At 42.5% G+C, this 15,881-nt stretch carries 11 protein-coding genes; all 11 read right to left on the reverse strand.

What is annotated here, in order from left to right:
- Positions 1–418: 418 nt before the first annotated feature.
- Entirely contained in the window at positions 419–4,135 is a 3,717-nt protein-coding gene (locus J7E66_RS26425; protein ID WP_215005580.1) for a bifunctional 2',3'-cyclic-nucleotide 2'-phosphodiesterase/3'-nucleotidase, read from the reverse strand.
- A gap of 301 nt (positions 4,136–4,436) precedes the next feature.
- Positions 4,437–4,964, reverse strand: coding sequence for an acyltransferase (locus tag J7E66_RS26430; RefSeq protein WP_215005583.1), 528 nt, complete (start codon positions 4,962–4,964; stop codon positions 4,437–4,439).
- Between the two features lie 5 nt (positions 4,965–4,969).
- Positions 4,970–5,614: a pyrophosphatase PpaX gene (ppaX, locus tag J7E66_RS26435; protein ID WP_215005586.1), complete on the reverse strand. Its 645-nt coding sequence runs from the start codon at positions 5,612–5,614 to the stop codon at positions 4,970–4,972.
- A complete protein-coding gene (locus tag J7E66_RS26440; RefSeq protein ID WP_215005589.1) occupies positions 5,607–6,551 on the reverse strand; it encodes a nucleoside recognition domain-containing protein in 945 nt (314 codons plus the stop codon). Before J7E66_RS26440 ends, ppaX begins: the two co-directional genes overlap by 8 nt.
- Before the next feature lie 30 nt (positions 6,552–6,581).
- On the reverse strand, positions 6,582–7,400 hold the full coding sequence (gene lgt, locus J7E66_RS26445) for a prolipoprotein diacylglyceryl transferase (protein ID WP_215005592.1): 819 nt from the start codon (positions 7,398–7,400) through the stop codon (positions 6,582–6,584).
- Positions 7,401–7,421: 21 nt separating this feature from the next.
- Positions 7,422–8,360: an HPr(Ser) kinase/phosphatase gene (hprK, locus tag J7E66_RS26450; RefSeq protein ID WP_215005595.1), complete on the reverse strand. Its 939-nt coding sequence runs from the start codon at positions 8,358–8,360 to the stop codon at positions 7,422–7,424.
- 376 nt (positions 8,361–8,736) lie between these two features.
- Entirely contained in the window at positions 8,737–9,102 is a 366-nt protein-coding gene (locus J7E66_RS26455) for a phage holin family protein (RefSeq protein ID WP_168245669.1), read from the reverse strand.
- 15 nt (positions 9,103–9,117) lie between these two features.
- Positions 9,118–10,227, reverse strand: coding sequence for a DUF4097 family beta strand repeat-containing protein (locus J7E66_RS26460; RefSeq protein WP_215005598.1), 1,110 nt, complete (start codon positions 10,225–10,227; stop codon positions 9,118–9,120).
- Between the two features lie 40 nt (positions 10,228–10,267).
- Positions 10,268–10,582, reverse strand: coding sequence for a magnetosome magnetite crystal formation protein family (locus tag J7E66_RS26465; RefSeq protein WP_088089577.1), 315 nt, complete (start codon positions 10,580–10,582; stop codon positions 10,268–10,270).
- Positions 10,583–10,899: 317 nt separating this feature from the next.
- Positions 10,900–13,773 carry an excinuclease ABC subunit UvrA gene (uvrA, locus tag J7E66_RS26470; RefSeq protein ID WP_215005601.1) on the reverse strand — a complete coding sequence of 958 codons (2,874 nt, stop codon included), beginning with the start codon at positions 13,771–13,773 and terminating at the stop codon, positions 10,900–10,902.
- Between the two features lie 7 nt (positions 13,774–13,780).
- Positions 13,781–15,760 carry an excinuclease ABC subunit UvrB gene (gene uvrB, locus J7E66_RS26475; protein WP_215005604.1) on the reverse strand — a complete coding sequence of 660 codons (1,980 nt, stop codon included), beginning with the start codon at positions 15,758–15,760 and terminating at the stop codon, positions 13,781–13,783.
- Positions 15,761–15,881: the final 121 nt, after the last annotated feature.

A 15,881-nucleotide genomic window follows, 5' to 3' on the forward strand; every position in this document is an offset into this window, starting at 1 on the left:
CAAATCTAGATAGTTTACCCGCCAAACTCTGATTGAATTCCGCCAAAACTCAGAAAATTTTTGTTATAGCTTTGGAATTCGATTTGACTCGGAGGAGATTACCGCCAAAGTTTGAGGGATTTCCGCCAAACTTGGATAGGATTCCGCCAAAACTCAGAAAATTTTTGTTATAGCTTTGGAATTCGTTCGAACTAGGCGGGGATTCCGCCAAACTTTAGTGGATTTCCGCCAACAAGACCAGGAATTCCGCCAATTTCCTGAGTTATTCCGCGAAAGAGTAATTTTAATAGTAAGTTTACTACAAAAAAGCCTGGTTGCGAAAACCAGACTTCAAAAATTCTTCCTAATTATTTTTGACTATAATAAAGAAGCACCCCTGAAAAATTTCAGAGGCACTTCAGAGTACTACGCTAGTTTTTTACCAGAACTTTGAATTACTTTTAACAAGAGTAACGGAAGTAGCGTTGCTTGTATTCCCAGCTGCATCCGTTGCAGTGAAGGTTAAGACTTTTCCATGTGTTTGAGCTGATTTAAATGAAATAGTGAATACTCCATCTTTATCAGCAACCGCACTGCCTAGCATTGTTTTTCCTTCAAAAACTTTAACCGTTGAACCAGCCTCTGACTTTCCAGTAACGTTCTTTGCAGGGGCAATGATTTGTCCAACTTGCGGCGCGTTAGGTGCCACATTATCAATCAAAATTCTACCTTCAATTTGTGCTGAAATTGGTCCGGTAAAGGACTTTACATAATCAATAAACGCGTCTATATCAGTCATCTTTGTGACGCGATCCGTTCCTTGTTTTAGAACAACAAAACCATCACCGCCGTCAGCCATGAAGTTGTTGACCGTAACAGAATAAACTTTATTAGGATCAACTTTTGAACCATTTGGAAGGTTAATATCGAGCACCTTTTCCCCAAGCGGTAAATTATTAGTCCAAGTATACTTTAATCCTGAAATTTGCATGATACGATTTCTGTCTGCTGCATACTGTTGATTTAATAATGTTCTTACTTGCTCACCAGTAAGGTTCATTGTCACGATATCATTCCCGAATGGCTGGATGGCGAAAAGGTCGCCCCAAGTGATTGGACCCGCCTTTTTAATTTCATCACGGATACCGCCAACGTTCATAAAGGCAAAATCGGTGTTTGTAGCTGCTTTCATACCATCAGCAATCAGGTTACCAAGTGCCGTTTCTCCGTCTGCATTTGCAGTCCGAGAAATCGGTGTTGCTGCCTCGCCAACTATTTGTCCTGTGATTGGGGCAATATCTGCCTGATATTTATCAAGCTCTGCTTTGATTTGTGTATCTGGAGTAATCGCATCTCTGAAGGTGGATGCAATTTCAGCTTGTTTCTCGACAATATCTTGTGTGACTGGGTCAATGGTCAAATCAACATCAGAAAATGCTGTACCATAAGAATAGGATTGAACTAACAATTTACCATCAACCGTTGAGTTCAGATACCTATGATCGTGTGCACCATAGATAACGTCAACTTCATCATCAATCGCTTTGGCCATATCGACAACTTTACCGGTTGGAATGTCTCCATTTGTTGCTGAAGTTCCAGGATCATGGGCAAGAACCACGATAGATTCTACACCTTTGCCTTTTAATTCTGCCGCATATTTATTGACTGCTTCAACTTCATCTGTGAATTTAACGCCTGCGACACCGCTTGCCGTAACGATACTTGGTGTTTCTGTTGTAACGACACCGATGAAGCCAATCTTTACGCCATCCACTTCTTTGATTGCATATGGCGGTAAAATTAATCCGCCTGTTTTTTCATCCTCCACGTTGGCAACAACATATTGGAAGTCGGCTCCTTCAAATTCACCATACTTGTCAACCGTTTTTGGATGGGCACCACCATTGATTAAACGCTTCATTTCTGTTACGCCTTCATCAAATTCATGGTTACCGATTGTACCAATGTCCATACCGATTTCGTTCATAAAACGGATGGTTGGCTCATCTTGTAATAGCGCAGAAACTGGACGGCTTGCCCCTACTAAATCTCCAGCTTGTACCATTAAGGTATTAGCGGGGTTAGTTGCTTCTCTTTGTTTTAGGTAAGCAGCTAAGTATTCAATACCGCCGACTTCACGGTTAGACACTTTAGTTGTATAGTCTAATTGTCCATGGAAGTCATTGATTCCTAATAATTGAACGTGAACGTTTTGGTCTAATTCAAATAACTCGTATCCTGCTTTGGTTGTTGATGCTCCGAGGTCTTTTACCTCTGGTTGTTGTCCAAGGTATGCCGTAGCATCCGGTGTAGAGTGGAATACTAATTTTGCAACCCCGCCAACAGGAGCAATCTTCCAGTTGTTGTCCGCTACAGGGTTGATTGTACCCTTTGAACTAATATAATCCATAAGGATTTGACGGTTTTCGAATGGAGAATCAACTACCACTTTAGCATTCTTCAATTCAGCTAGACCGCCGCTTCCGCCCGCACGATAGTTATTCGTTGCAACGATGAATTTTTGGTCCATCTGAACAGGTGTTCCATCCAACATCCTTAAGTTAACAACGCGCTCGCCTTTTGGCTTGGTTACATCAATTTCGTATTTAACACCGTCAATGACATCATAATTGTAAGGACGGAAATCATAATCAAGTAAATCCTGATTTCCTGCTTTATTCGGGTCAATCGTATTGAATTGTTTTGCTGATTCTTCGATCCATCTCTTCACTTGATCTCCTGTTACTTCAACCGCTTTTAAGGTGTTATCAAATAAATACAAATCAGCTGCACTCTTGATTGTTACGTCACCTTTAGCAATATTCGTGTAGTCAGCTACACCGCCGCGGCCGCCCTTAAACGGTGCTGCCGCAGATAAGACTGGATAATCCTTATATTCTGTATTCCCAATCGCTTGTTTCACGTAATCCATTTGCGCATTGTTAACAATTTGTGTGGAAGCATCATCCATTACACGTGTGAAGAAACTGTGCATCGGAATCTCCGTCGTACCGATTTTTCCACGTACATACGCAAGTGTTTGGTCATGGATAGCTTGTGTATCACTTACAATTGTCGCGTCTGAAGCTGTATCAGCCGTAACGGCACGGTTAACCGATTTAGAATTGGCCTTATCAACAGTCCACTTGCCATTTGTATCCTGAACAAGCGCTAAGTCAAGCACACCAAGGTTATTTCCCCAGAAGCCTGCTTCAACAGCTTGAACATCATTGATTTTACCATTTGTGTTATCGATTCCAGTCTTGCCGTTAAATGATGCATCTCCAGGGAAGATTACATGAGCATGTCCGAAAAGCATGGCATCAATGCCAGGTACTTTTGTTAAATCGTATACGGCATTCTCTGCTGCTTCTTGGCCTTCCGCAGCGATATCACAGCCAGAGTGTGCAATTGCTACAATTATATCTGCTCCTTCCGCCTTCATTTGCGGGATAAATTTTTTAGCTTGTGAAACAATATCTTTTGTAACGACATGACCTGTTAGGTTATCTTTATCCCACTGCATAATTTGCGGTGGAGCGAAGCCGATTACCCCAACCTTAATGACATGTTCATTCCTGGCCTCATCCTTAATCGTTTTATTGACGATTTTATAAGGAGTGAAGTAGTTAACATCATTATCAGGATTGGAATCATGATCATCTTTATATATATTGGCGTTTACAATCGGAAATTGTACTTCTTCCTGAACATCTTTTAAGTAGTCTAAACCATAATTAAATTCATGGTTACCCACAATCCCTGCATCATATTTTAAATAGTTCATTGCTGTGTAAATAGGATGAGTATCATTTGGGCCAAGTTTATTTACTTTTGCTACATAACTTGCCAATGGATTTCCTTGAATCGTATCACCCGCATCGAATAGCATGGAGTTGTCAACTTCAGTTCTAGCTTGATGGATTAATGTCGCTGTTTTAGCTAATCCATAATTCGTAACTGGTGCATCTTTGAAATAATCATATGGTAAAACATTAGAATGTAGGTCAGTAGTTTCTAAGATTCGTAGAGTCGCTGTGTTTCCGGAAGCAGCCTTTACATTATAAGGTATTGCGGGCGAGACAATAGTACTAAGTATCAAAGCTGTGGCAGCCAATTTGCTTAATTTACTAATATCTTTCTTTTTCTTCATACGCTTTATCACCTATCCCTTTGGATTATTCTTTCTACTAAGAACACAGGCCACGAGATTATGTACAGGTCATCCTCTCCTTTTCTAAAGATCCCGACAAAAAACGGCAAATTTTTAATAGAAATGTAAACTATTAAAAATTTGCCGATACCTATTCTATGAACAGGGACTGAACCTTTTCGTATAGATGCACTACTATTATAAGGTTCTGCATCAAGACCAAAAACGTGCCTTAAATACTGTTTTTTTGAAGTATTTTAAAAATAGCAAAAAAAACCTAGTCGGAATTGACCAGGTTCATCTACTTTCTATAAATCGGGTCTTCTGCCCAACGCTTTTCTAGTTCTTCTTTCGTGTAAATAAGTCGCATCGGATTCCCGCCAACAAAACATCCAGGAGGAACGTCCTTATGAACTAAAGTTCCGGCCGAGACAATCGCCCCATCACCAATCGTCACGCCTGGAAGTATTGTCGAATTTGCACCGATCATCACTTCACTGCCAATAACAACCGGACCAAGCCGGTATTCTTTAATTAAATACTCATGCGCAAGAATGGTCGTGTTATAGCCGATAACGGTATTGCGGCCGACGCTGATTTTTTCTGGGAACATGACATCCAGCATAACCATTAAGGCAAAGGAGGTCTGCTCGCCCACTTTAAGGCCCAAAAAAACACGATAGAGCCAATTCTTCATCCTCAAGAATGGCGTATAGCGTGCCAGTTGGATCACAATAAAATTTCTGACAACCTTCCAAAAAGGCACAGTCTTGTAGACGTGCCATAAGGAATTTGCCCCTTCAACAGGGTAGCGGGTCGTATTTCTCACTCATTTCACTCCCCGAGAATGGTTAATAAGTCAGCCATGTTCTCTAGAATATAATCTGGTTCGTACTTTGCAATATACTCTCTACCTTTAATCGACCACGCACAGCCAGCCGTTACAGTCCCAGCATTTTTGCCTGCTAAAATATCGTGGTAATTATCGCCGACCATCATCGTCTCTTCAGGCGAAGAATTCAGCTGTTCTAATGCTTTAAATATCGGTTCTGGATCAGGCTTGGTCTTGCTGACATGTTCGTAAGCAACAATCACCTCAAAGAATGGTTCAAGGTTCATCAAACGTAGACCCTTCATTGTCACATCATGACGTTTCGTCGTTACAACTCCGAGCTTATACCCTTTTTCTTTTAAGGTCCGAATCGTTTCCGTGACACCGATAAATTCCTTCACTAGCCTATCATGATTGGCAATGTTAAAGGTGCGGTATTCTAAAATCATTTCCTCGACCTGATCAGGGTCAATACTGCCAAACGCCTCGTGCAGCGTAGGTCCGAGAAATGGCAGGACATCCTCACGCTGGTACTTGCTTGGGTAGTATTTTTCCAGTGTGTGCAGGTACGTCGTAATAATCAATTCATTCGTATCAATTAATGTTCCGTCTAAATCAAATAGAATTGTAGTAATTTTGTTAGTCATAGGTTGCTTCCTTTCTTTTCACAAGCCCCGAGCGTTTCCAAATCGTACCGACAATTAAGGTTAACACTATTGCAACACCGATCCGGATGAGAAACAACGGCAAGACCGGAATCCCAAGCGGAATAAAGATTAACGTATCCTCGACAACCGCATGGCAGGCCATTAGAAAAATAAATGCCAAGGTTATATCCTTTTTGCTGACTCCATCTTCATTAACTGCCTGAATCATCACACCGGCACCATAGGCTAAGCCGAACAACAGACCGGCTGCCATCGTGGTCGAAGTGTTTTCCTGCATGCCTAAGGTTTTGGTAACTGGAGCCATCGTTTTTGAAAACTTATATAACCATTGTAAGTCTTTTAAGATTTGAATCACGATCATAAGCGGAATGACGATCATGGCCACCTGCAATATGCCCAGCCCTGCTTTTTGAATGGCTTCGAGGAGAATTCCGCCGACTCCCACTGCAGGTTCAGCACTCTGCTCAATAAATCCATATTTAGCAGTTTCTCCGCCTCCATGCCAGACAAGATTAATAACGGCTCCAGAAAGCAGGGCAAGTCCTGGTCTTGTGACGAGAACAATCCACAGCTTTACACCGGCTTTCATCGCAACGCCTGATTCAATAAATAAATTATGAGAAAACGACAGCATTACTGCTAAAATAAACACTTCTTTTACCGAAAAATCAAGCGTTAAAATTGCTCCAATCGCCGCATAAAGGTTGAGAAAATTCCCAAGTACAAGCGGAATGGCCGCATCCCCTGACAAGCCGATCAGCTTCATAAGCGGGGAAATCACTTTAATGATCCATGGCAGTACGGGTGTATACTGCAGCACGGCTACAATCAGGGTCACAGGAAAGATAACTTTTCCCAATGTCCATGTTGTCTTTAAGCCAACCAGCAACCCCTTTTTCAATGAATTAAATAGCATTTCCCCCATACTCTCCTTTAATAATTCCTGTTAGAGATTCTCTTGATCTAAATAACGTCTCTCCGAAATCTGCTTTGTTCGACGATAAATGAGAATAGCTAGTGCACCAATCACTAATGCAATCGAAATCGTTTGCGCCATCCGAAGACTTCCAAGCATTAAACTATCGGTCCGTAAGCCTTCGATGAAAAAGCGGCCGATCGAATACCAAATCACATAGGTTAGGAACAGTTCCCCGCGCCGGAAATTGACTCTACGTAAGAAAATTAATAGGAAAAAGCCTGCAAAGTCCCAGAGAGATTCATAAAGGAACGTTGGATGATAGTAGGTTCCGTTAATATACATTTGATCAATTATAAATGTAGGCAAGTGTAAGTTTTCTAGGAAAGTTCTTGTTACTTCTCCACCATGGGCTTCCTGGTTCATGAAATTACCCCAGCGGCCAATCGCCTGTCCGAGAATAATACTTGGTGCGGCAATGTCAGCAATCTTCCAGAAAGATAGGCCGCGTTTTTTGGAAAACACATAGGCGGTCAGGACGGAGCCAATTAATGCACCGTGAATGGCGATGCCTCCATTCCAAATTTGCGGGATATCCGCCGGATGTTTGACATAATAATCCCATTCAAAAATCACATAATAAATTCGGGCTGAAATAATCGCAATCGGAATGGCCCATAGCATTAAATCTGCGAACGTGTCTTTATCAAGTCCCCGCAGGTTTCCTTCCCTAATAGCAAGGTACAAGGCAAGTGCCAGGCCTGAACCAATGATAATCCCATACCAATGCACCGAAATAGGCCCAAGTGTAAAGGCAATCGGATTTAGCGGTTGAATTGTTTCGTTCATCTCTCTATCTCCTTTTCCCTTTTAAATCTCTTCATCATGGTCACCGTCTTCAATGACATCGGACAAGCGCTCGGTAAATTGTTGAGCTGCATTCACACCCATTCTTTTCAGACGGAAATTCATGGCCGCTACTTCAATAATAACAGCGAGATTTCGTCCCGGACGAACGGGGATGGTTAACTTAGGTACATCCGTGTCGATAATTTTCATTGTCTCTTCATCCAAACCAAGACGGTCATACTGTTTTTTGGAGTCCCAAATTTCTAAATTCATAACGAGAGTGATGCGTTTATGACTGCGGACCGCACCTGCACCGAACAGAGTCATCACATTGATAATCCCTAAACCGCGGATTTCTAGTAGATGCTCGATTAAATCCGGAGACGTTCCAACTAAAGTATCCTGGTCTTCCTGACGAATTTCCACGCAATCGTCCGCGATGAGACGATGACCGCGCTTGACTAATTCTAATGCGGTTTCACTTTTACCAACACCGCTTTTTCCGGTAATTAACACACCAATCCCATAAACATCCACTAAGACACCATGGACAGCCGTCGTTGGCGCCAGCTTGCTCTCTAAGTAATTGGTTAGCCGGCTGGAGAAACGGGTCGTTTTCATGCCCACACGTAGAACAGGAACTGATTCACGCTCTGATGCTTCAATTAGCTCTATCGGTACCTCAATATCTCTTGTGACAATAATCGCTGGAGTGATATCGGTGCATAAACGTTCCATTCTTGAAATCCGTTCGTTTTCGGAAAGCATTTCAAAAAATGATAGTTCTGTTTTTCCTAAGAGTTGAATACGTTCCGCGGGATAAAATTCAAAATATCCAGCAATTTCAATTCCTGGACGGGAGATGTCACTCATAGTAATCGGGCGGTTAATTCCTTCTTCACCGCTGACCAATTCAAGATTAAATTTCTCTAGTATATCTTTGGTACGAACTTTCGGCATGGAAACATCCTCCTTAACTAGAAAAGCGTAAGGCACCTGCCTATCGGCGATATAGGGAGACTTTTCGATGGCAAGCGTAGCGTTGCCAGAGAATTAGTCTCCCTTAATGCGTACATAAAGCGTTAGCTTTATGTAGCCAAGCATAAGACGAGCCGGCATGAAGGTTGCTCTTTAACCTTCTTGACGGATTGACTTATGACCTCGAGCCGATGGCGCCTGGAGCTAGACAGCAATAAATTTTGAAAACATAAAAATTCCATTTCCATTTATTTTAGCATTTTTTAATGAATAACTATACTTTCCTGTCTAAAAAATTGATTTGGATATTTTTTTCAAAAAAAAAGAGTGCACACCAATTAGGTGAACACCCTTACCATTAATCCTTCGATTTCCTTGATGGTTGCAGAAGCGTTTTTTGAATAATCAAGTTTACAAGTGACATAAGTACAGCGAAAAAGAATGCCATGCCAAAACTAGAAATCTCAAAGGCGTCACCCATCAAATAGTCCGTCAGTTCAAGCGTAATGGCATTGATGACAAATAGAAACAACCCTAAGGTTAAAACTGTCACTGGCAAAGTAAATAAAACCAGGAGCGGGCGCACCAAAACATTTAATATCGACAATAAAATGCTTGCCTGAAGTGCGGCACTAAATCCGGTTAATTGAAAACTTTCGTGAAAATAACCCGCAAGTGCCATAAATAAAACCGCATTAATTAAACATCCAATCAGCCATCTCATTTTCGGCTCTCCTAGTTATACATCTTGTGATCTATGAATCGCGATGGAACCAGTTTTTGTGTCAGCATAGATTTTCACCATTTTATCAGGATGATTAATAGATTGGAAGCGGAGCGATTTCTGAATCATTTCGCTTTTCTCCTCCAATATCTGCACACCTACTAGCTGCAGATTAAAACCGCCAAGATTGGTCTTAAGCTCCCCATTTACTGGCAACGCTTCAGGGACGAATAGGTCGATCCCGCCAGTGGTCGCTTTTACTTGTATTACTTCTGCGCGAGTTCCTTTTACATTATAGCTGATGTTTCCATTAAAGGATTGCGTTTCTACTTTTTCGAAATCACCATCAAGTTTGATTCCCCCGTTAATGGTCTCTGCCTCAAGATCATCAATTTGACTGTTGATAATCTTGATTTTTCCGTTCGCTGTTTCAACCTCTGCTTTTTTACCTTTTATCCGTTCAAGGTTTATTTTCCCATTTGCGGTTTTCACTCTTAGGTCAGCTACATTCATTTCTTCCCCTAATATAGTGCCATTAAACATCCTAATGCGCACGCGCTCATACTCAGATTTTGGCACATAAATAACGGATTCAACTTTCATCCACTTTTGCTGTGTCATAAAACGTAATTTCCGATTCTCAACAGAAAAAACGACATCTCTTAAAAAGTTCTGCCGCGCTTGGTCTGAGTTTTCAACCCTAAATACCTTCGCCTGGCATTCAATTCGTACATCCGGCTGGTCCCATCCAGCAATCTTTATGGACCCGTTAGCTACATCAATGTCCATATTTGTCAGGTCGACATCACCTTGGTGGAAAATATGTGAGATTTCGATGGATTGGCCAAAGTTCAAATCAAAATCAAAATCTTTGATTTTTTTCAATGCTGTATCGACAAAATCAAAAATCTTCTCCTTTGTCGATTGGTATTTCGCCTGTAAGGGGTCTTCCTTTTTCGTTTCTTCAAAATTCACAGCTGTCGAGAGTTCATTCACAATTTGCTCTTGCTTCTGCTCCATCGTCTGCTGGGCCTTTTCGAGTTCATCAAGCAATGTTACTGCTTCATCAACGGTCAATTTGCCTTCTTCAACCATTTTTAAGATCCGCTTTTTTTCTTCTTTCATCTTTTCCACCCCAGAATCATAAATTTGTCTCACTTTATGCTTATTCAGAAACTAAGACCTTTACGCCTTTGATAATGTTCCAGATGACGACAACAAGCCAGATAATCAAAAGGACAACCATACTTATAATCGTAAAAGCAGGCACCCTGTCTTGAATAGTGGCGAAATCATAGTAGATACCGAATACAATAAATGGTGTTGGAATGAGTGGAATTAAATGCGATAGTAGTGATTTTTTTGCATGTCTTTTTGTGACTTCATCTCCCGTCGCAATAAACACGATCAGCGGAAAAATAAACCCAGCGAAAAAAATACTAAAATAGCACAAGCTTGAAAGAACCTTTCTCGTTTCCATTTCTGCGCCCAACTCCTTTATCTTTTATTTACGAAATGGGAGAGGAGAAAGTTTCGTATATTTTTAGAAAAAGTGGGTGCCTTCTTGGTTGGCGTTTGAACTAGGCAGCTCTTTGGTTTAGATTCCGCCGAATTGACCCGGAATACCGCCAAACTTTAATTTATTCCGCCGGACTCACTATTTATTCCGCGAACTCTCATACTTATTCCGCTGATTCCAGCCGTAATTCCGCCAAACCCATATTTACCCGGAGTTCAGCTCATAAAAAAGAACCGAATTCAGAAGGCATCCCTCCGAATTCGGCTCTTCTTTACTATCTATGCTTTTATGGTACTCTTATCTTCAATTTCCTGTTTCATTCGTAACCGGTCACGTTCAAGAATTGGTTTTAAGTACTTGCCCGTATATGATTCAGGAACTTCGGCTATCTTTTCAGGTGTACCGGTTGCCACAATCGTTCCGCCCTTATCGCCTCCCTCGGGTCCAAGATCGACAAGGTAATCGGCTGCCTTAATGACATCGAGATTATGCTCGATCACTAACACAGTATCGCCATTATCAACCAAGCGCTGCAGCACAACGAGTAAGCGTGAAATGTCATCGACATGAAGACCTGTTGTCGGCTCATCTAGAATGTAAAAGGATTTCCCTTGCGAGCGACGGTGCAGCTCAGAAGCGAGCTTGACGCGCTGCGCTTCTCCTCCAGATAAAGTTGTCGCCGGCTGCCCTAATTTAATGTATCCGAGGCCAACATCATAAATGGTTTGCAGCTTGCGGCTGATTTTTGGAATGTTTTCAAAAAATTCAACTCCCGTCTCCACGGTCATATCAAGGATATCTGAAATGTTTTTTCCTTTGTACTTTACTTCTAAGGTTTCGCGATTATATCGCTTGCCGTGGCAGACTTCGCAAGGTACATACACATCGGGTAAAAAGTGCATTTCAATTTTGATAATCCCATCACCGCGGCACGCCTCGCAGCGTCCTCCCTTCACATTAAAGCTGAAGCGGCCTTTTTTATAACCACGGACCTTCGCTTCGTTTGTGTTCGAAAACACATCACGGACGTCATCGAAAACCCCAGTATAGGTGGCAGGATTCGAGCGCGGTGTTCGGCCGATTGGCGACTGATCAATATCGATGACTTTTTCTAAATACTCAATTCCTTTAATGCTTTTATGTTCACCAGGTTTTGTTTTTGCACGGTGCAGCTTTTGTGAAAGTGATTTATGGAGGATCTCGTTGATAAGGGTACTTTTCCCCGACCCCGATACACCAGTTACTGCAATAAACATACCAAGCGGCAGCTTCACATTGACATTTTTTAAGTTATTTTCGGAAGCTCCTTTGATTTCAATAAAGCGACCATCCGGTTTGCGGCGCTCGAGTGGCAGCGGGATAAACTTCTTCCCTGATAGATATTGACCTGTCAGTGAATTCGGGTCAGCCATCACCTCAGCAGGTGTACCAGCCGAGACGATTTCACCGCCATGCACCCCGGCACCTGGGCCGATATCAATCAAATAATCGGCAGCAAGCATGGTGTCCTCATCATGCTCGACGACAATCAAGGTGTTGCCGATATCGCGCATGTTTTGCAATGCCCCGATTAAGCGGTCATTATCCCGCTGATGCAGTCCGATTGACGGTTCATCCAAGATATATAGGACACCCGTTAAACGGGAACCGATTTGTGTGGCCAAGCGAATCCGCTGGGCTTCCCCGCCTGAAAGCGTACCAGCTGTTCGGCTCAGTGTTAAATAATCGAGACCGACATTAATTAAGAAACCTAGCCGTTCACTAATTTCACGGAAAATCAATTTGGCAATTTGCATTTCTTTTTCTGAAAGGTCTAATTCTGCAAAAAATTGATTTGCTTCTTCAATCGAAAGGTCGGTAACATGGGCAATATGCCGGCCATTAATTAGGACAGCCAAAGTTTCTTTTTTCAAACGGTAGCCTTTACAGGTTGGACATGCCTGTTCGCCCATATATTTTTCCATTTGCTCCCGGATATAATCAGAGCTGGTCTCTTTGTACCGGCGCTCAACATTTCGGATGACACCTTCAAATTCTATATTGCCCTCACGAATCTGGCCAAAATCATTTTCATAGCGGAAATAAATCTTTTCACGCCCGCCCCCATAGAGGACTTTTTCCAATAGGTGTTCAGGGATTTCCTTAACAGGGGTATTCATATCCACTCCGAAATGATTGCATACGGCCTCAAGCAACTGCGGATAATATTGAGAACTTGATGGCTCCCACGGGGCAATCGCATGCTCTTTTAGTGTCAAATCACGATTAGGTATGACCAGATCGAGATCGACTTCAAGCTTTGAGCCAAGTCCATCACATTCTGGGCAGGCGCCAAACGGACTGTTGAAGGAAAACATCCGCGGTTCTAGTTCTCCAATTGAAAAACCACAGTGCGGACAGGCATGATTTTCACTAAATAACAGTTCTTCTTGTCCGATTACGTCAACAATAACCTTACCTTCACCCAGTTTCAGTGCGGTCTCGAGTGAATCGGCAATCCTTGCCGACACCCCTTCCTTGACAACGATCCGGTCGATAATAACCTCAATCGAATGCTTTTTGTTTTTTTCAAGTTCGATGTCATCACCAAGGTCAATCATTTCCCCATCCACACGGACACGGACAAATCCTTGTTTCTTGATATCCTCGAACACCTTCACATGTGATCCTTTACGGCCTGAAATAACTGGGGCTAGGATTTGCATTTTGGTCCGTTCCGGGTATTCTAAAATTCGGTCGACCATCTGCTCAATCGTTTGCGAGGAAATTTCAATTCCATGAATCGGACAGGTTGGGTGCCCGACCCTTGCAAATAATAATCGTAAATAATCATAGATTTCTGTCACCGTACCGACCGTTGAACGAGGGTTCCGGCTTGTTGTTTTTTGATCGATGGAAATGGCCGGGGAGAGACCCTCAATCGCATCCACATCCGGTTTATCTAACTGGCCAAGGAATTGCCGCGCATAGGCAGACAGGGATTCGACATAGCGCCTCTGCCCTTCTGCATAAATCGTATCAAAGGCAAGCGAGGACTTTCCTGAGCCGGAAAGTCCTGTCAGTACAACAAGCTTATCTCTCGGAATGGTGACATCTATATTTTTCAAATTGTGGGCTCTGGCGCCTTTCACAATCAGTTTTTCCATTGCCATTGTAACGTCATCCTTCCGCCTTAAGTTCCAATATTAAATCACGAAGCTCAGCGGCCCGTTCAAAATTAAGCGCCTTTGCTTCGACTTTCATTTCTTTTTCCATCGTGGCAATTAGTTTTTCTTTTTCTTTCTTCGACATCTTACTGAACGATGCCGCTGGTTTGTAATCTTCCTGATCTTCCGCTGCATGGGTGGCACGGATGACATCGCGAATATCCTTCTGAATCGTCATTGGCGTGATTCCATGCTTGCGATTATATTCTTCCTGAATGGCACGACGGCGTTTCGTTTCACTTATCGCTAATTCCATCGAGTTCGTGATTTTGTCTGCATACATGATGACATGTCCATGGGCATTCCGGGCGGCACGGCCAATCGTTTGGATTAACGACCGTTCGGAACGAAGGAAGCCTTCCTTGTCGGCATCTAGAATCGCGATGAGCGAAACTTCTGGTATATCCAGTCCTTCTCGGAGCAGGTTAATTCCGATGAGAACGTCATATTTGCCGAGGCGCAGTTCTCGGATAATTTCAATCCGTTCGAGTGTCTTAACCTCCGAATGCAAATATTGAACTTTGATACCGATTTCCTTTAGATAATCGGTTAGGTCCTCGGACATTTTTTTCGTCAAAGTGGTAACCAGAACACGTTCATTTTTCCTAACCCGTTCGTGAATTTCACCAATCAAGTCATCGATTTGCCCCTCAATTGGACGGACCTCAAGTGTTGGATCCAAAAGTCCTGTCGGGCGGATAATCTGCGAAACCATTTCCGGCGTATGCTCAAGCTCGTATGGTCCAGGTGTAGCCGAAACAAAAATGATATTCTGGATATGCTTTTCGAACTCATCAAACATTAACGGCCGGTTATCAAGCGCTGATGGCAGACGGAAGCCATGATCAACAAGCACTTGTTTCCGCGCTTTATCCCCATTAAACATCCCTCTCACTTGCGGCAAGGTAACATGCGACTCATCAATCACCATCAAAAAGTCCTTTGGAAAATAATCAAGCAGTGTATAAGGTGTCGAACCCGCATCCCTTAAGGTTAAATGGCGCGAGTAATTTTCAATCCCTGAGCAAAAACCCATTTCACGCATCATTTCCAGGTCATAGCGCGTCCGCTGTTCAAGTCGCTGAGCTTCGAGTAATTTATTATCATCTCGCAGTTCTTCCAGACGAATTTCCAGTTCTTTTTCAATATTTTCAATCGCTATTTTCAGCTTTTCTTCCCTTGTAACGAAGTGGGATGCTGGAAAAATCGCTACATGTTCTCGTTCCCCAATGATTTCTCCGGTTAATGCATCGACCTCTCGAATCCGATCAATTTCATCACCAAAAAACTCGACACGCATGCAGTGCTCATCACGAGAAACAGGGAAAATCTCAACAACATCGCCTCGGACACGGAAAGTTCCGCGCTTGAAATCGATATCGTTTCGGTCGTATTGGATATCGACTAATCGGCGCAATAGTTGATTTCGTTCCACTTCCATTCCCGTTCTAAGCGATAACACCATTTCACTATATTCTTCAGGAGAACCTAATCCATAAATACAAGAAACAGAGGCAATCACAATCACATCTTTCCGTTCGAATAGGGAAGATGTCGCTGAGTGCCGCAGTTTATCAATTTCATCGTTGATACTAGCATCTTTTTCAATGAAGGTATCGGTCTGTGGGACGTAAGCCTCTGGCTGAAAGTAATCATAATAGCTGACAAAATACTCGACTGCGTTGTTTGGGAAAAATTCTTTAAACTCACTGTAGAGCTGTCCAGCTAGTGTTTTGTTGTGGGCGATGACAAGGGTAGGTTTATTTACTTCTTTAATCACGTTGGAAATCGTAAATGTTTTACCCGTACCTGTAGCGCCAAGCAGCGTCTGCTGGCGTTTATTGTTTCGAATCCCCTCGACTAATTGTCTGATTGCCTCTGGCTGATCCCCTTGTGGCGAGTACTTTGAAACTAATTCAAATTGGTCCTTCACAAATATTCCCCCTCCCGAAATATCAATCACTTTTCAGCATATGTACCTTGTTAATGGACCGGGATGGTTGCTTTCAAGTGTATCCACTAAAATTCATATTAACATTTTACCACATTCCCCT

Source organism: Bacillus sp. ISL-7, from assembly GCF_018613065.1.

What these genes read in the sequence shown, in the direction of transcription:
- J7E66_RS26440 (WP_215005589.1), bottom strand. Translation starts at nt 6,551, where the DNA reads ATGCTATTTAATTCATTGAAAAAGGGGTTGCTGGTTGGCTTAAAGACA.
- uvrA (WP_215005601.1), bottom strand. Translation starts at nt 13,773, where the DNA reads ATGGCAATGGAAAAACTGATTGTGAAAGGCGCCAGAGCCCACAATTTG.
- hprK (WP_215005595.1), bottom strand. Translation starts at nt 8,360, where the DNA reads ATGCCGAAAGTTCGTACCAAAGATATACTAGAGAAATTTAATCTTGAA.
- J7E66_RS26425 (WP_215005580.1), bottom strand. Translation starts at nt 4,135, where the DNA reads ATGAAGAAAAAGAAAGATATTAGTAAATTAAGCAAATTGGCTGCCACA.
- J7E66_RS26455 (WP_168245669.1), bottom strand. Translation starts at nt 9,102, where the DNA reads ATGAGATGGCTGATTGGATGTTTAATTAATGCGGTTTTATTTATGGCA.
- J7E66_RS26460 (WP_215005598.1), bottom strand. Translation starts at nt 10,227, where the DNA reads ATGAAAGAAGAAAAAAAGCGGATCTTAAAAATGGTTGAAGAAGGCAAA.
- J7E66_RS26465 (WP_088089577.1), bottom strand. Translation starts at nt 10,582, where the DNA reads ATGGAAACGAGAAAGGTTCTTTCAAGCTTGTGCTATTTTAGTATTTTT.
- lgt (WP_215005592.1), bottom strand. Translation starts at nt 7,400, where the DNA reads ATGAACGAAACAATTCAACCGCTAAATCCGATTGCCTTTACACTTGGG.
- ppaX (WP_215005586.1), bottom strand. Translation starts at nt 5,614, where the DNA reads ATGACTAACAAAATTACTACAATTCTATTTGATTTAGACGGAACATTA.